A 16,851-nucleotide genomic window follows, 5' to 3' on the forward strand; every position below is an offset into this window, starting at 1 on the left:
ACTGTCCGTTTCATGGCGTCCCAGCGCCCAAGGCGGCCGCCGTCGGAACCCAATAAGAGAGGCGCTCGTGGTCGGTCAGGTCCACCTGCAGCGGCGTGATGCTGGCGAAGCCCTGCGCCGTGGCGTGAAAGTCGGTGCCTTCGGCATCGTCCTTGGCCGGACCGGCGCTGCCGATCCAATACATGGTTTCACCGCGGGGGTTGGTCTGCGTGATCACCTGCTCGGCCGCGTGGCGGCGCCCGAGGCGGGCGACCTTGAAGCCCCGGATCTGCTCGGCCGGGCGGCAAGGAATGTTGACATTCAGCAGCCACGGAGCCTGTCGCCGACCCGCGTCGCCACCGGACGGCAGCGTCGGCAGCAGGTGTCTGACCAGCTCGGCGGCCTTCTGTCCAGCCACGTCCAGATGTGCCCAGCCGCGCTCCGTCTGGGAGAACGCGATGGCAGGGATGCCGAACAGGTAGCCCTCCATGGCCGCTCCGACGGTGCCAGAGTAAATGGTGTCGTCCCCCATGTTGGCGCCGTTGTTGATGCCGGACACCACCAGATCGGGCCGGTAGCCCAGCAGCCCGGTCAGCGCGATGTGCACACAGTCGGCAGGGGTGCCGTTCACATAGCGGAAACCGTTGGACGCGCGGTGCACGTACAGCGGCGAGTGCAGGGTCAGCGCGTTGGACTTGGCACTGTTGTTGTGCTCCGGCGCCACCACCTCCACGTCGGCCAGGCCCTTGAGCGCCTCGTACAGGGCCACGATGCCGGGCGCCTGGTAACCATCGTCGTTGGAGATGAGAATTTTCATTGGCAGGATTTTAGGCGGCCCGCCCCGGGTCACGCCCGGGACATGGGGCCGCACAGGTGACGCCCATCGTGCGTGGCCCTGCCTATCATGCATCGACCCTGACAACTCCGGAGACGACCGATGCAAGCCTGGCTTTGCGAAAACCCCGTGGGCGTGGACGCCCTGAGCTGGAAAGAACTGCCCACCCCCGAACCCGGAGCGGGCGAGGTGCTGATCGAGATCCAGGCAGCGAGCCTGAACTTTCCCGATCTGCTGATCGTCCAGAACAAGTACCAGATGAAGCCACCGCTGCCCTTCGTGCCTGGCTCGGAGTACGCCGGAGTGGTTCGCGCGGTGGGTGAAGGCGTGACGCATCTGCAGGTGGGCCAGAGCGTTGCCTGCCTGAGCGGCACCGGCGGTTTCGGCACCCACACGCTCGCGCCCGCGGCGCTGTGCATGCCGCTGCCACCGGGCTTCCCGCCGGTGGATGCCGCCGCCTTCATCATGATCTACGCCACCTCGCAGCACGCGCTGGTGGACCGCGCCCAGCTCAAGGCCGGAGAAACGGTGCTGGTGCTGGGTGCCGCCGGAGGCGTCGGCACGGCCGCAATCCAGCTCGCCAAAGCCGCCGGGGCACGGGTAATCGCCGCCGCGTCGAGCGACGACAAGTGCGCCCTGTGCAGGCAGCTGGGGGCCGACGAAACCATCAACTACAGCGTGCACACACCGCAGACCACGCTGCGCGACGAAATCAAGCGGCTGACCGGAGGCAAAGGGCCCGACGTGATCTACGACCCCGTCGGCGGCGACTTCGCCGAGCCGGCCTTCCGCTCCATCGCTTGGCGCGGCCGCTATCTGGTGGTGGGCTTTGCCAGCGGCCCGATCCCGAGCCTGCCGCTGAACCTGTCGCTGCTCAAGGGCGCGAGCATTGTGGGCGTGTTCTGGGGCGACTTTGCCAAGCGCGAACCCAAGGCCAACGCCCAGATGATGCAGACGCTGGCCACGATGTACATGAAGGGCCAGATCAAGCCGGTGATCGACCAGACGCTGCCGATGAAGGACCTGCCCAAGGCCTACGCCATCATGGGTTCGCGTTCGGTCAAAGGAAAGCTGGTGCTGGTGAACTGACCCAGCGGGTCCACCAGGAGCCTGAAACGACAAAGCCCGGCAAACACCGGGCTTTGTTCATATATTTTTGGGGTGGCTGATGGGACTCGAACCCACGACAACAGGAATCACAATCCTTAATATCAATGATTTGCCCTTGTTGATCACTGTAGATACAATTTATAAAAATCAACAGCTTATGCTCATTTTTGAGTAAATCACTTGAGCCTTGTGTTGATCAAAATTTCCCAATATTTGGGTTTTTTGGCTACACAGTGGCTACACAGATCAAACGTGTAGCCACCTGACCGGAGCACCGACACATGGCTAGACCGAAGAAAACTGACTTACCGGACACTGCCCAGGCCATCGAACTGACCGCTGGCGCCATAGCGCGACTAAGCTGTCGCTCCGACACAAAGGCTCAGGCATTCCTTAGAGACACCAAGGCCCCAGGGTTGCGTGTGCGAGTGACCAACACTGGGAGCAAGTCTTTCGTTTTTGAGCGTAAGTTAGCTAGTAGAACCATCAGGCTCACCATTGGCGACGTGCGCACCTGGTCAATCGAGCAGGCCCGTGCAGAAGCTCGCCGACTTGCCGTGGTGCTAGATGCTGGGCAAGACCCCCGAGAGATCGAGCGCCAAAAGCAGGCCGCAGTGGCCGCGGAGAAGGCTGCCACCATCGCGCAGGCCGCGACCGTGGGCGAGGCATGGGCCGTGTATCTGGACGCTCGCCGCTCACACTGGGGCGATCTGCACTTGCGCGATAACGTGAGCATGATGGCTCCTGGTGGCGAGCCTAAAAAGCGCGGAAAGGGCACCACCGAGCCCGGGCCGCTGCACCACTTTGCTTCTCTGCGCTTGGTAGACCTGACTGCTGACACTGTGCAGGCATGGGCCGCTCGCGAAGCCCACTCCCGCCCGACACGTGCACGGCTTGGGCTGCACCTGTTTCATGCGTTTCTTTGTTGGTGCACAGAGCACCCAGAATATGCCGCCCTGATACCCGAGAAGAACCCCGCCCGCAATCGTCGAGCCCGTGAGGCACTTGGCAAACCCAAGGCAAAGCGGGATGCCCTACTGAAAGAACAGCTACCTGCCTGGTTTGCCGCCGTACAGGGACTGCGAAGCCCAGCTGTATCTGCCTACCTGCAAACGCTGCTACTGACGGGCGCACGCCCAGGCGAACTACTGGCGCTGCGCTGGGATGACGTCAACACCCAATGGCGGGGACTCACCATTCGCGACAAGGACGCCAGCAAGGGCGGACAAGATGGCACCCGGCGAATTCCCATGACACCCTACGTGTGGTACCTACTGGCCAGCCTGCCACGGCGCAATGAGTGGGTATTTTCCAGCGACACTAAGTCCCAGCCTATCAGCCGCCCACATCGTAGATTGGCTGATGCCTGCGCAGTAGCTGGCATCGCGGAGTTGACCCTGCACGGCTTGCGTCGCAGCTTCGGTACTCTGTCGGAATGGCTGGAACTGCCAGCGGGCGTAGTGGCGCAGATTCAGGGCCACAAACCCAGCGCGACCGCCGAGAAACACTATCGCGTGCGCCCGTTGGACCTGCTTCGCGTTCACCATGAGCGACTGGAGGCGTGGACTCTGGAGCAGGCAGGCATCAAGTTCGACCCCAGAGCCCAGCCGGAAAAGCTTCAAGTTGTGGCAGCATGAATATCGCAATAGAAGGTTGGCCATGCAGGCGTTCGTGAAGAAGATTCACGCCCCACCCCGCTAGACCTTTTTTTAGACTACCGCCTTCCTTGCATTGGTGTGCTCGGGGCACGCTTGAAAATTTTTTGTCCAGATACACAGGACCAAAATCCTGCTAAAAGCCAGGCCTCCCACTGGCATGCCAGGGCTCGATGCACGGGAGAGATTTCTGGAGGATCTGTGAAATCAATCCGATTGCCAGCCGGTTGCGAGTTCGTGCCGTTTGACGGTTATGGAGGGGTTGGTTTCTTGCTGGCGGTTGCTGAGTTCCCTGATGAAAACAGTCTGACCGAGCGCATGCAGCATGATTGCGCACTTGGAACCGGACTCTTGGAAGCGGTACGACAAGGTCGGCTTTGTGTGCGTGATCCCCAAACCCGAACACCGATAAGACCAGACGCGTCAAGCGTCAAAGTACTCTCGGCCGTGGTCTCACTGAGCGACTTGCGGTCATTTGCGGCAGAGCTTGGGTATAACGTTCAAGTCACCTCAGCACAGCAGGAAATAGACAATCAGGCCTCTAACGTTGCACCTGTCGCAATGCCCCGTCAAAGGGCTCAAGAGTCGGCCATTCGTGCCGCGCTCAGTGCCCGTGAACTAGACCCAACTCGCCTGCCGAAAAGTCCGAAAGGTCATGCAGGAGTCAAGGCTGACTTGCGCAAGGCACTTCTTGGTGAGCGACACGATCTTTTCCAAAGCGAGAAAGTATTTGAACTTGCTTGGGAACGGCTTAGAAAGGGAAGAGAAATCAAGTACGTCCACGAAGAGGAATGACCCCTCCCTCATGCTGAGGGACGAGGGATGGTTTACACGAGGGTTGGTCGTGACACGATGATCGATGCATATCAACGAGGCCGCAAGGCTTGGGAACAATCGATATGCCAGTCGTTCGCGATGAAAAACACCAAGGCGCCGCAGCCCAGAGTGCTGTTTCTGATCCAAGGCAGTTTCCTCCGCTGGAGAAAGTAACCCGCCCCACCATACCGACTGAACAGGCTGCGCACTATCTTATGCGCCGCCCACAAACATTACGCGGTTGGGCTTGCGCTGAGACCTTTCCCGAAGGCCTACGTCCGGTTCGGATCAATGGCCGCCTAGGCTGGCCGGTGGCTGGCATTCGAGCCGCCCTCGGAGTTGAAGCATGTACGCCGCGATGACCGAGGCAGAAATCATCGATCAATTCCGTCGCGCAATGGCGGAACACGACATCAGGACCGATGACGCCCTAATCGCTGACGGCAAGTTCCACCGCATGCACGTGGTGGGCGACCGCAAGCTGTCGCGCAACGGCTGGTACGTGTTGCACCTTGACGGTCTGCCGTCCGGCGCGTTCGGCTGCAACAAGAGGTACGGCAACGAGGCAAAGTTCACATGGTCCGGTAAGGGCATCAAGCCACTGACGACCGAGGAGCGGCTGGCGTTCTGCCGGCGAATGGAAGCCCAGCGCGCGGCGCGCGATGCCGAGAAACTTCGTCTGCAGGAAGCCGCGGCCCAGCACGCTCAGTTCATGTGGGATCAGGCGCAGCCGCTGGATGGCGACGACCATCCGTACCTCAAGCGCAAGGGCGTGCTCTCTCATGGTCTGCGCGTCGGCCCGTGGGAGAAAATCGACCACGACACCGGCAGCGTCGACGTGGTCGCCGAGCGCGCGCTGCTGATCCCGATTCGAGACACCGGTAAGGCGCTGCGCAGCATGCAGGCCATCTTCCCGGCCAAGATCTGGGGCGACCGCGACAAGGACTACCTCAAGGACGGCGTCAAAGAGGGCTGCTTCTTCGCCATGGGCAAGCCTGTGACCGTCGAGCATGTCGGCCGGCAGCGCATGGTGATCATGATCGGCGAGGGCTACGCCACCGTGGCGAGCGCGCACGAGGCGACGGGCCACGCCGGCATCGTGGCGTTCGACGCCGGGAACCTGGTGCCGGTGGCCAAGGCCCTGCACAAGAAGTTCCCCGACGCCCTGTTCGTGCTGCTGGCCGACAACGACCAATGGACAGGGCCGACGCACGAGAACCCGCACGTGCCCAAGAATCCAGGTCTGACCAAGGCGAACAAAGCGGCCGAGGCCGTTGGCGGCCTGGTCGTGACTCCGCCGTTTGCGCGCACCGAAGGTAAGCCAGGCAGCACCGGAATGCTGAGCGGTCCAACAGACTTCAATGACCTTCATCAGCTATTCGGTCTCAACTTCGTGCGCGATCTCATTGAGGCTGCGCTTGAAGATCGCGCTCGCCCAACACGCGTCGTGTTGGTGCCGACCGAGCTCGAAGCAGAGGGCGTAGCGTATGCACATGAGTGTCTAGTGCGGCTGTCAAATACAGTCGCTGGCCTAAGTGGCGCTCCACTCATTGAGAACGACACGATTGTTTTGGCAGCAGATGACCGCTTGGAACACGTCGCAGCGATGGCGCGCCGTGCCTATCCGGAGGCGGTGATCAACATCATGGCCGCATCAAGCCAAGATGCTGAGGTGCAGCGCGTGGCTGCTATGTTCGGCGCCAGTGCTGAGATGCCGCCAAGTGCTGATGATTGGCGCGGCTGGGGCGAGCATTTTCTTGACATGATGTTCGACGGCATCGACGCTGTTGCGGGCGAAGATCCAACCACACGCGAACTCGTCGATAAATCGATGCCTCGGGCGAAAAACGGCCAGCTGGCGGGCGCGGTCGAATGCGACAGCACGGTAAGTGTGCGTACCGGTGACCATGGCGAAGCCGGACTCGCACGAAATAACTACTTCACGATCTTGGGCCACAACCGCGGCACGTACTACCTCTTCCTACACAACACCGGACAGGTCTCGGACATCACCAAGTCCGACATGTCGGATGCTGGCTTGATCGAGCTTGCGCCGCTGAACTGGTGGGAAACGAACTTTTCCCGCGGAAAGAATCCTGGTATCGACAAGCAAGCAGCCGCTGAGTTCCTCATTCGCACGGCCGAAAAGCGCGGCATCTATGACCCCAGTAAGGTGCGCGGCCGCGGTGCCTGGGTCGACGATGGCCGCGTCGTCTTCCATCACGGCGCCTACCTGACCGTTGACAGCTCCCGACTCGACGTCACCCAAATTTCGTCTCGCTACGTTTACGAACGGGCGCATTCGCTGCCGGAGCCGCATGAGACCGGGTTGACTGCTGCCGAAGGCGCCGAGTTACTTGAGCTACTGCAGCAGTTCCGATGGGGCATGCCGGGATCGGCACTGCTATTCAGTGGCTGGCTTGCCCTGGCGACGGTGTGCGGTGCATTGCCGTGGCGGCCGCACATCTGGATCACCGGCTCCGCGGGGTCCGGCAAGACTACGCTGGCGAACATCGCCAACCGGCTGATTTTCGAGACAGCTGTGTATGCCCAAGGGAACTCCTCTGAGCCGGGCATCCGCCAAGCGCTAGGGGGCGACGCCAGGCCCGTGTTGATGGATGAGTCGGAATCCAAGGAGGAATACGACGTTCAGCGCATACAGAAGCTTCTGTCGCTGATCCGTCAGGCGTCTTCGGAGTCGGGAGCGATCACATTTCTGGGCACCTCCGATGGCAAGGGGATGCGCTTCAACATCCGCAGTATGTTCTGCTTGGCGTCGATTCAGGTCGCGACCAAGAATAAGGCCGATATCGACCGCTTGACGGTGCTGACCTTGCGCGGGGAAGTGAAGAACAAGAAAGATGGCGACGCGACATGGAGCCAGCTTCGAGAGAGGATTTACAGCTGCGTCATTCGCGACAAGACTATCTCGAAGCGCCTGCTTCGGCGCTCGATTGACCTCCTCCCCATCACACTCAAAAACATCGAGGTGTTCACTGACGTGGCTGCGCAGCGTTTTGGTACGCAGCGCGCAGGCGATCAGTACGGGACCCTCATCGCGGGCGCGTGGTCGCTCGTCTCGGACGATCTGGCAACACCGGGTGTAGCCCTAGAGCTGATCGACCGCTACGATTGGTCTGAGCATCGCGATGGTGGCGAGGAAGACGACTCCCAGCGCGCACTGAACATATTGCTGGGTGCAATCGTCAGGATGGACTCTGGCTCTACCTTCACGTTGTCCGACCTGATCGCGATAGAGACCGGTTGCTACAGCGGCGAGGACTCGATCAAGCCTATGGAAGCGCGCAAGAAGTTGGGCCAGTTCGGCATGAAGATCGATCACGTTGGCGGGAAGAAGCATCTGTTCATTAGCAATGAGAACACCGAGCGCGAAAGGCTGATGCGTGAGACGCCCTTCAAGGTGGGAATGAAGGGGCTGCTGATGCGCTTGCCTGGCGCCATGACCGGCGAAAAGGCGCTGGGCCGCAGTAAAAAGACCACAAGGTTTCCCGGGCAATCGGCCAATGCACAGGGGTACTTCGTGGTGCCGATCGACTCGGTGTTCGGCCAAGATGATTGTGAGGAAGCGTTCTAATCCTGCTCCAACCGTCGCCGGTTGGCGTCCGCCCTATTTCCGAGCTTTTTGTGTTGGTGAAACCGCGGTCCGTGGCCGCTTCTGCACAAGCCAAATCACCACACCCTATGGCTATGGAGTAAAGGGCGGAGTGTTCAACCGTCTTGGCTAGGCAGGATGACAGTGCAAAGGCGTAGTAGTGAACGAAAGTGGTTCACTTTTAGTGGTTTTGTGACCCGACTGGCTACACAACAAGTTCAATAAATTCAATGGCTTACAGGGCTTGTGAACTTGTGAACTGTTTTCCAGTGGCAAGACACATACAAACACACCCATATGCCTATGCAGGGAAAAAGCTATCCCCTTTTTTTTTCTTTCTTGGTTCACATGGCTCACAAGGTTCACAGAAGAGCGGAAACCCTTGTTGGACTTGAATTCGTGATGTGAACCATCTTGTGAACCATGAGTCACGCCCCCCCTTGGTCGGATAGTTTTCGGCTTGATCTGGCTCTTGACTTCGACTGCTGGTCGCAGGTGCTAATCACAAGCCGCCTTTGGGGAATTTTGGTCGTGATTAGAGAATGTCAGGGAGTAGTTTTGAGATGGAGCACATGATGGCCCGGCCCGCACACCCTCAGCGTAACGATGCGATTTCCTCGATCAGGCGACTGGTCGGCAAGCATGGCGTAAGAGACGGTCTGCAACTTGCGCGCAAGCAGTTTCCTGATGTTCCGAACGCAACCTGGGCGCGGTGGCGTCGGGCCACCGTCGGCGACTTCAGCGACGAGGCCGATGCTGATGCTGTAGTGGGATTGGCGCCGGAAGTTCGCGCGCAGATCCCGTCGCTGCAAGAACTGTCTTCAGTCGAAGACCCAGTACCGGCCACGCACAAGGCGCTCAATTTCTGGCGAATGCTGGATGAGCTGGAACAGGACGCGCAGCTGATGCGCGACTTTGCGTTGACAAAGGGAGCTGACGGGACTGTCAAGTTACGCGTGCCGCCAGCACTACGCGACGCTCACCGGATGCGCTGCGACCTGATCCGGTTGGCTCTGCAGCAAGCCGAGGTGGCATGGAGCACCGAGCGCGCAGCGACGTTCTATCAAACCATCGTCGACGCTGTCGGGGAGGAGTCACCCGAGTGTCAGCGCCGCATCATGGAGCGGTTGCAGCGAGTACAGGGCGAGGCGGCAGCGCGTGGGTTCTGAATGATTCGATTTCCTACACGAGTATCCGCCCGATCAATCTACTCGTCGTCGGCACCCGGCTTCCGACAATAACTGCCAGAGGAAAGGCTGGCGGCCTCCAGTTGCCGGGCAAATTCGGCGGCGCGGGCTCGTACTTCTGGTGGGGCCGCGGCCAACAACTGCTGGACCTTTTCATCGGACGGTTGTGGTCCGTCGCAGTCGTATCCATCGAATAGTCGATCCGGGATTCCCGGGATCGCACATTCCCCGAGATTTGGGTCGGGTTTCATTTCGATCTCTCTTTCTACAGTCCGTTCAGGCAAGCAACACCTGGCTCTCGTGCTTGGCGCGCAGCCGCATGACTGTCTGACGCGTCGTACCGAAATCTCGCGCAATCGCGGCGATGGCATCCCCTACCATGATGCGCAGGACCACATCCCGTTGCTGTACCGGCGTCAACGCTGAAGGCCGCCCAAATCTCTTTCCAGCGGCCTTTGCCCGACCAATCCCAGCCTGAGTGCGCTCCAGCATCAAATCACGCTCGAACTCGGCCACTGCGGCGATCACGCCCATAGTCATCTTGCCAGCTGGGCTGGTCAGGTCAACACCGCCCAATGCGAGGCAGTGCACACGGACACCCATAGCGTCCAGCTTCTCCACAGTGGCGCGCACATCCATAGCGTTGCGGCCCAGCCGGTCCAACTTGGTTACGACCAACACGTCGCCTTCCTCCACTCTGTCCAGCAACTTCTGAAAGCCCGGGCGCTCGGACGCAGCCACGGAGCCACTGATGCTCTCCTCTATGAGGCGCCGCTTGTCAACAACGAAGCCGACAGCCTCTATCTCGTGGCGCTGGCTGTCTGTGCTTTGTTCCGTCGTGCTAACGCGGCAGTAGGCAAAAACCCGGCTCATGGTCGATCTGTATGTACGTTAATTATGTCCGAATGTTAGGAAGTGTACCAAATATGATCAAGCCCAGTTTCGTACGCCCGAGGGAGGCCGTGTACGAATCCGAACCTTTCCGGACACCGTCCTCAGGGATGGAGAGGCGATTCGGGGCAGGCAGGAGGGTTTCCACCTGCGTCAAGCGTTTCACCACGTGATGGCCACCTTGTGTAAAGGTGGACTAGGGCGTGTTAACACATCCTCAGTCCATCAGCAACAAGGACGAAGCTGATGAAGCCGAGGAACATGAGATCGAGTTTCTCGAACCGCGAGAAGATGCGTCGATAGCCCTTGAGTCGGCGGAACAGGCGCTCGACCTCGTTGCGGCGCTTGTACATGGCCCGGTCGTATTGCCAAGGATCAAGGCGTTTGCTGGTCGGGGGCACAACCGGAATGAATCCCAGATCCAGGGCAAGCTGGCGAGTTTCGTTGCCCTCGTATGCCCGATCCATGAGCAAATGAACGGGCCAGCTTGTTGGCCCCAGGCTTTGTAAGAGGCGTCGCCCCTCGGGGGCGTCGTGCGCTTGTCCTGGCGAGAGGCAGAACGTCACGGCCGTTCGAGCATCCGCGGCAACCAGATGAATCTTGGTGTTCCATCCGCCTCTGGACTTGCCGATGGCTTGTGGGCCGTTTTTTTTAACGCCCCCGTTCCGTCGGGATGGACCTTGATACTGGTGGAGTCCAGCGAGACTGCCTCGATTTTGATGCGCACGACCTGGGCTCGCTGCAACTCCTCGAACATGCGGTCCAGGACTCCCGCCTTGGTCCAGCGGTTCATGCGCGTGTAGATGGTGTGCCAGTTGCCAAACCGCTTGGGCAGTCCACGCCATTTGCAGCCGTGCTCGGCCACATAGAGGATCGCGTTGACCACTTGCAGGTTGCTCAGGCTGACATTGCCACGCTGCTTGGGCAGACAGTGTTCAATGGTGGCGAACTGTTCGGGCGTGATTTCCATACCCGAGAGTGTCCATCGCCATCGCCGTCATTGCCATTAGTGTTAACACGCCCTAGGTATGGCCCTGGTCGATGGCAACACTTCCTATCATTCGTGTGAACAGGTCTCAGATCCCAGCCTCAAGCCGGCATATCCAGGACATCGACCGCTCCGCAGCGGTTGCGGTACTTCGGCTGGCCGGATTCAACGCCCGGGAGTTGCCTTTCAACGTCAATGGTATACGGGCGGCGAAGCCGTCCGCTGGAGCGAAGGGTTGAACAGCAATATGCTTGTAATTGGTACCACTCGACAAATTCGCTCCACCACGCGGGCTAGGCTCGCCAGCGCAAGTTGACGCAGAAACGGCGCCGTTATGTTCTCGCGGCAGAAGATGCGTCTGGCGGGATACTGCTGTGCATTCTTTGGAGAACCTTGCGGGAGGGCCAGGTGCTCGAAAGCGCCCGGGACCTGAGGGAATTCGCGATCAGGGTGGTTCTCGCGCGGATCGTCTCCAACAACTGGATTTCAGCCCAACTGCCAGCACATGACCGACGCCGTACCTACCTCAAGAGACGACTACATTCACCAGTACCTTGAAGACAAACTTCGGATTCCGTGCGTACGAATCCGGCTCACCCGGTTGGCGGCACAGGACCCGACGGTCTACGAGGCACCTGGGACCCTGGAACTCGGGAAGTCTTTCGGGGTGAAGGGCGCGTTTCGCGCGCCAAAACCGGGAAGCTCCATCGAGGATGTCTTTGCGGAGCTGTCGATGGTGGAGGACTACGAGCTGGGGCAGCTGGTCCGGGAAGACCAGTATTTCCAGCTTGAGGCGGTAACGAACAAGGGAGTCCACTGGATTTGCCCCCGGGTCTTCGTGCGAGAGCGACCTGGTCAGGACGAATGCGAGGTTCGCTTTGACGCGAGCTACGTAGAGAACATCTCTCAGGCCGAGGAGTCTGCCTACGCCGCGAGGCTGACGTACATCGAGAGACTGCGAATGCCCGAGAACCACCGCGTCGACGAGGCGGGCAGGGACGGTAGTCGCTTCGTGGGCCGGGACAGGTCCACGGGTCGACTTGCGAACTTCGACCTCACATACGTCCGCCGGTTTCGAGACGACACGGTAGAGCGCAGCGAGCTGAGCGTGCAAGCGGTGGATGGAGCCGTACCACCGCGGAACTTCGACACGCGGATTGAGGAGACGATGATGTTCTGCTCAGCGCTGTTGGCCCAGCCGGTTTGCACGGAGGTGGCTCACGGGACGCTACGGTCTATTGCGTTCTTCAAGCATCGGCCGGCCCGAGGTAGTCTGGTTAAACCACCGATAGAGGATCGCTTCGCCGACCGGGACTTCTACAGCCTGGCCACGGCGTACTACGAACACGCTTGCAAGGACGGGGACGTTGAACGGATGTCGCTGCTCACCCGGAAGATTGCAAGCTTGTTCGACCTGAGTGGTGCCTCTATGGCGGCTGTAGCTCTGGGCCTTGCGGTCGCGGTGGAGTCGTTGGCGCAGGTGGGAGAACTTGCTGGTCGATCCAAGGCTACTCCGGCACACTTGGCAGTTGTGGAGGCCATCAAGACAGCGGTTATGAAGATGCCCGAGCTGGATGACCTAGCTAAGCAGTTCGGCGAGGCCAATTCGCTACCCGACAAACGGTCGCTGTCAGAGCGGCTAGATGCTCTACTTAGCTTGCTGGGAGCCGGAGGTCGGACCATCGACTCGCTGAGACTACTCAAGGACGTTGGCGCAGTTACCGGCGAGGAAATCAGGGCCTGGGATAAGTTGAGGCACCCAACGGCGCACGGCAGTTGGGTGCCCAAGGACGAAACCATGCAGGTTCACTTCGATGACCTCTACAAGCTGGTGACCCTGGTCTACCGGCTGGTGTTCGTGCACATCGGCTATGACGGCAGGTTCAACGCGCGGAACGTGAAGGGCTGGCCTGTTCAGGAGTTCAAGGGCAAGGAAGCCCAAGCGGCGCTGGGTTTCCAGTAGCAACGGCCAGGGCGCTGCCGCGCGAGCCTCGCAGGCAGGTCAGCCCTACGCCCTTCCATCCGCCGGCGCTTGTCCGGCTGCTTGCAGTTCACGCGCAAGCGCTGTCCCGCCTTCACAAAACGCGATCGCCTGCTGGACAAGCATCTCCCGGGGCAGCTGCAGCTCCCAGTGCAAGGCCGCCAGCATCGGTATGAACGGGAAATTGGCCTTGTACCAATCAGCGCTGGCGATGGGCTCGACGCCAGGCAAGGATTTAGCCATTCTGGAGAGGTACTCAGACGGCTCCTCAGGAACGTAAGCCAGGGTCTCGCCGACACCGTGGCTGGCTAAGCCTCGCGGGCTGGCAAGCAAAGCGTCGTACCCAACATCAGGGCTCCAGAGATTCGGGGTGCTCCAGCGGGTCTCGGGAATCAGCTTCTCGCGGAGAAACTTGTAGCCCTCATCAATGCCCAGCAACGCCGTCCAGAGAAGCAGGATAGGTATGAGGGTCGAACACGACATCCCGTCATCGGTCGGCTCTTCAAAGTCGAAGCGAACCTGCAGTTGCTGCTCTAAGGTTTGCACAGTCGGCCAAAGCTCCCTCTTCGACCGCGCGACGCCAAGTCGTTGGCAGAGCGCACTCACCCAGCCCTTGGCCTTCTCGAAGTGACCCGTGATAGCCAGCAACAACAAGGCATGGTGAATGTCCGTCGCCTGATGGTCGAACGCAGGGAGCTGCAGGCCTGAATGGGTCTCCAGCAGCCACACCAGGCGACGCGCGTACGCCCAGTGCATACCGACGTCCTCATGGCCAGATTTGCTGTGCCAAGCCCAAAAACAGCCCTGAAGCCCAAGCCGCCCCGCTTCTTCGAAGATGCGCTTGGAGACGAACAAGTGGTCAGGAAGCACGTAGGCAAAGGCGTCCTGCGTCCTGTAGAAGTCGTCCAGCCGCTCGTGATACCGCATGGCGACGGTCATGGTCTCGCCCAAGAGCATTCCGAACTCCTTGGCGCTGTCAGAAGCGGTAGCGCCTGCGAGCTCCCCATGGAGCTTGGACCACACAGCCAAGACGGCGTACTCAGCCAGCCTGTAGGGCGCCAACACGTTCTCTTCAGCGGCGCCTCGAAGCGTCAACGCCGACAGCACCGCACGAACACCCCTCAATGCCAGCAGCGTGCGCTTCTTTCGGGAGGCCTTTGAACCCTCGGTGACGGGTAGGTCTGCCACCAATGCGTCGATGAGCTGCCTGCCAATGCTGATGCAGAGGTCAGGTTGGCTCACGTTCGCCAGCACCCTTCGGAAGAGCATTCGGCGTTCGGCAGGAAGGATGTGCTCATCGAAGAGGTGATCTACCGTCCAGGCGGCCAGCAGTGAGCCGTTGACGGCGACGACCTCTATGCCGTGCCTTTCCTTCAGGGATTCAAAGTAGCCGGTCATGTTCGGCAGCACGTTCGACGAGAACTCGCCGTTCGTGACGACAATCGCCTTCCTCGGCAGCTTCTTGTGCTCCGGAGGGATGTTGCCGCGCATGTACACGTCAACCAGGTCCTCCAGCGAGTGGCGAACCGACTGAGGTCCGACGTTCCACTCGTTGCGGCCGACATTTCCGCACTTGAGGACCCACATGAAGAGCGTCTTGCGTCCGTCGTCGGCCTTCCCGACTGACGCCATGTCAACGCCTTGCTCACGCACACCCCGTTGGGCGGTGTGCAAGACCTGATGTCCCATACCGGAGATGAGGAGGGGCATGAAGGCATCGAGCTCACCCGACTCCTTCATCAAGCTGAGGTAGTCGGCGACCAATAACTGCAGCGCGTCTTTCATCTCGACGTCCCCCGCATCTGCATCCTGTGTAGAAGGCCACGCATGGGGTCAGACAGCTCTGAGGAAGGCAGCTCGACCGCATGGCTGAAGTGCCCCATATCGCTGATGGGGGACGGCCCATCCTGCATGTGGCTTGTGAAGCGATGGCCCTGAGCGATGTGAACCTTCGTCATCACGGAGGCGAAAACAGACATTGCCTCTGCTCCGCGGTGTATTTCTCGCTGCTGCTTCATGCGCGCGGTTTTGAACGCCATGGCATCGGCGTCACCAATATGAAGCTCTGGCCGCTTAGGTAGTCGCTCTAGGTGCCGCTTCCAGGTCATGACGATGGCGTAGACCCCGCGGAAGACTTGGGCGCCCCGTTCTCGCCTGAGTGCCGACGCGGCGAGGGGCTTCAGAAAGTCCTCGGTCGCGCGGGGATACTCGTCCTTGAGCAGGTTGAACATCTGACTCGCGAGTTCGATGCCGGCGTCGCCCAAGCTCACCATCCTGGCAATGTCGGCCGCGAATTGGCACAACGCCACGCCGTCGCCCAGCAGGCCGAGAAGGCGGCGAACGGCCTTGGTCCTGGCCAGCGGGGTAGCTCCTGCGAAGAGCGCTTCATCCAATCCCGCAGGGGCACGGTTTGACTCCACGAGGTTGAGTGCGGCGCTTATGACGTTGAAGGACGCAGTCGGACTGAGCAGCCAGCCGGTCAGGACTTCCTTGAACAACGCCGCATCTTCACTGAGCGCGTAAAAGGTCGAATCGAAGCGTTTGAGCACGTCGTCCGGCCCGGCCCCCAGCGTGCGTACGCAATCAATCGCAATTGGCCGTTGGCTCTGCCTCTTCAGGCAGGAGCTCAGGGCAAGGTCCACGTTGTCGCCCACAGTGGCGTCGGCGCAGGCTAGCGTCACGAGACGCTGAAGCACGTCCGCCAAGGGAACTTCGTTGACTGCATAGGCTGTGCCATCCATCCTGAAAAGGGTGCGAGCAACGTGCTGGGCGGCTGACGAGACGCCGCGCTCGAGACCGTCGGCCACCAGCGCGTAGGCATCGGCATCAAACTGCCCAAACTCGACAAGGCAGTACCAAGCGTCGTCTGCGTTAGTTTCTAGCAAGAATTTCAGCCAAGTCAGCATGGCCTGACGATGTGACGTCAGCAGGGTTCTGACCTCGGCTGCCCACCAAGGAATGGTTGCAGCCAGTGCACGGACAGCTCTTTGGTCGCCGGCCGATGGCTCCAGCCGGTCAACGACGAACTGGGCGGCGGCGACGGGGTGAGCCGCAGCAAAGCTTGACGCCCAGACCCGGCAGGCCATGTCAGTGATGGGACCGTCGCCGTCGAAACACGCCGCGAGCTCTTGCGGGAGGGTGGGCTGGCTTGCAAATCGAACCTGGAGCGCTTCGGAGATGTAGTGAGCTCGCGGGTCGGTGCCGACAGAAACCATGCGCAGAAGGCGCATTAAACGCGGAACATCGGCCCGGCTGGAGAGGCCAAGCGCCGGCAACACCGTGTGGCATGCGGCGTACAGGTTGACCGGAACCCATCGCTCGAAGGAATCGAGGAGGTCAACCTCCCGGAGGTCCGCTTCAGCCAGCCGCTCATGCAACTTTCGATCTTGCTGCTCGTCCTGAAGCAGCGTCAGAGCTCTAAGCTCGACAAATCGACCAGACACCAGCAGTGCAAGCCGCTCCTCAATTGCTGCCTTGGATAGGGGGTCCATAGCGCCTCCACTTACGGCTACATTGTTTCGTATCGTGGCGCTTCCGCGGTCCGACTTGGGCACGAAATTGCCCGACTATTAGTGAAAAATAGATTACCAGACGGACGGCTCAGAGGCACACACGGTCGGTGCTTGTTGGTGTTGGCGTACGGGTTCCGATTGAATCTCTTGTCGAGACAGCGCTTCGACAGAGCAGACGCTGGTGAACGTCCGCAAACAGCCTTGACCTGCCGCACAAGTTGATGGACCCAGGGGTTGTTCATGGCCGGGACCGGGTTTAGCCAACGGTGGCGCCAAGGCCACGG

General features: G+C 60.3%; 11 protein-coding genes. 6 read left to right on the forward strand and 5 right to left on the reverse strand.

From position 1 onward, the window contains the following. Nucleotides 1-10 precede the first annotated feature (10 nt). Nucleotides 11-796, reverse strand: a complete 786-nt coding sequence (gene surE / locus HPS01S_RS09805) for a 5'/3'-nucleotidase SurE (protein ID WP_066154658.1) — start codon at nt 794-796, stop codon at nt 11-13. Nucleotides 797-916: 120 nt separating this feature from the next. On the opposite strand from surE, the gene HPS01S_RS09810 reads away from it, so the two are divergent. The 5 genes from HPS01S_RS09810 (at nt 917) to HPS01S_RS09830 (ending at nt 9,177) form a co-directional block, all read left to right on the forward strand. Continuing rightward, a complete protein-coding gene (locus tag HPS01S_RS09810) occupies nt 917-1,903 on the forward strand; it encodes an NADPH:quinone oxidoreductase family protein (protein ID WP_066154660.1) in 987 nt (328 codons plus the stop codon). 302 nt (nt 1,904-2,205) lie between these two features. Then, nucleotides 2,206-3,561: a tyrosine-type recombinase/integrase gene (locus HPS01S_RS21530; protein ID WP_066260411.1), complete on the forward strand. Its 1,356-nt coding sequence runs from the start codon at nt 2,206-2,208 to the stop codon at nt 3,559-3,561. A 219-nt stretch (nt 3,562-3,780) separates the two neighbouring features. Continuing rightward, entirely contained in the window at nt 3,781-4,374 is a 594-nt protein-coding gene (locus HPS01S_RS21780) for a hypothetical protein (protein ID WP_157576203.1), read from the forward strand. Nucleotides 4,375-4,741: 367 nt separating this feature from the next. Continuing rightward, nucleotides 4,742-7,990, forward strand: a complete 3,249-nt coding sequence (locus HPS01S_RS09825) for a toprim domain-containing protein (protein WP_066154669.1) — start codon at nt 4,742-4,744, stop codon at nt 7,988-7,990. Between the two features lie 581 nt (nt 7,991-8,571). Further along, nucleotides 8,572-9,177 carry a hypothetical protein gene (locus tag HPS01S_RS09830; RefSeq protein WP_157576206.1) on the forward strand — a complete coding sequence of 202 codons (606 nt, stop codon included), beginning with the start codon at nt 8,572-8,574 and terminating at the stop codon, nt 9,175-9,177. 294 nt (nt 9,178-9,471) lie between these two features. On the opposite strand, the gene HPS01S_RS09835 is transcribed toward HPS01S_RS09830, so the two are convergent. Together HPS01S_RS09835 and HPS01S_RS21785 are read right to left on the reverse strand one after the other, a co-directional pair. Further along, nucleotides 9,472-10,068: a recombinase family protein gene (locus HPS01S_RS09835; RefSeq protein WP_066154676.1), complete on the reverse strand. Its 597-nt coding sequence runs from the start codon at nt 10,066-10,068 to the stop codon at nt 9,472-9,474. 224 nt (nt 10,069-10,292) lie between these two features. Next, a protein-coding gene (locus HPS01S_RS21785; protein ID WP_157576209.1) for an IS5 family transposase occupies nt 10,293-11,056 on the reverse strand; the annotation gives its coding sequence in 2 pieces (ribosomal slippage) (nt 10,293-10,741 and nt 10,741-11,056; 765 coding nt in all). Nucleotides 11,057-11,579: 523 nt separating this feature from the next. Between HPS01S_RS21785 and HPS01S_RS09850 the strand changes: the two genes are divergently transcribed. Next, nucleotides 11,580-13,037 carry a hypothetical protein gene (locus HPS01S_RS09850; RefSeq protein WP_066154681.1) on the forward strand — a complete coding sequence of 486 codons (1,458 nt, stop codon included), beginning with the start codon at nt 11,580-11,582 and terminating at the stop codon, nt 13,035-13,037. A gap of 45 nt (nt 13,038-13,082) precedes the next feature. On the opposite strand, the gene HPS01S_RS09855 is transcribed toward HPS01S_RS09850, so the two are convergent. Further along, on the reverse strand, nt 13,083-14,840 hold the full coding sequence (locus tag HPS01S_RS09855; RefSeq protein ID WP_066154684.1) for a hypothetical protein: 1,758 nt from the start codon (nt 14,838-14,840) through the stop codon (nt 13,083-13,085). Beyond that, nucleotides 14,837-16,546, reverse strand: coding sequence for a hypothetical protein (locus HPS01S_RS09860; protein WP_066154686.1), 1,710 nt, complete (start codon nt 16,544-16,546; stop codon nt 14,837-14,839). Before HPS01S_RS09860 ends, HPS01S_RS09855 begins: the two co-directional genes overlap by 4 nt. Nucleotides 16,547-16,851 lie beyond the last annotated feature (305 nt).

The sequence above is a fragment of the Hydrogenophaga pseudoflava NBRC 102511 genome, assembly GCF_001592285.1.
In the GTDB taxonomy this organism is placed as follows: domain Bacteria; phylum Pseudomonadota; class Gammaproteobacteria; order Burkholderiales; family Burkholderiaceae_C; genus Hydrogenophaga; species Hydrogenophaga pseudoflava.

What these genes read in the sequence shown, in the direction of transcription:
- surE (WP_066154658.1), bottom strand. Translation starts at nt 796, where the DNA reads ATGAAAATTCTCATCTCCAACGACGATGGTTACCAGGCGCCCGGCATC.
- HPS01S_RS09810 (WP_066154660.1), top strand. Translation starts at nt 917, where the DNA reads ATGCAAGCCTGGCTTTGCGAAAACCCCGTGGGCGTGGACGCCCTGAGC.
- HPS01S_RS21530 (WP_066260411.1), top strand. Translation starts at nt 2,206, where the DNA reads ATGGCTAGACCGAAGAAAACTGACTTACCGGACACTGCCCAGGCCATC.
- HPS01S_RS09825 (WP_066154669.1), top strand. Translation starts at nt 4,742, where the DNA reads ATGTACGCCGCGATGACCGAGGCAGAAATCATCGATCAATTCCGTCGC.
- HPS01S_RS09830 (WP_157576206.1), top strand. Translation starts at nt 8,572, where the DNA reads ATGGAGCACATGATGGCCCGGCCCGCACACCCTCAGCGTAACGATGCG.
- HPS01S_RS09835 (WP_066154676.1), bottom strand. Translation starts at nt 10,068, where the DNA reads ATGAGCCGGGTTTTTGCCTACTGCCGCGTTAGCACGACGGAACAAAGC.
- HPS01S_RS09850 (WP_066154681.1), top strand. Translation starts at nt 11,580, where the DNA reads ATGACCGACGCCGTACCTACCTCAAGAGACGACTACATTCACCAGTAC.
- HPS01S_RS09855 (WP_066154684.1), bottom strand. Translation starts at nt 14,840, where the DNA reads ATGAAAGACGCGCTGCAGTTATTGGTCGCCGACTACCTCAGCTTGATG.
- HPS01S_RS09860 (WP_066154686.1), bottom strand. Translation starts at nt 16,546, where the DNA reads ATGGACCCCCTATCCAAGGCAGCAATTGAGGAGCGGCTTGCACTGCTG.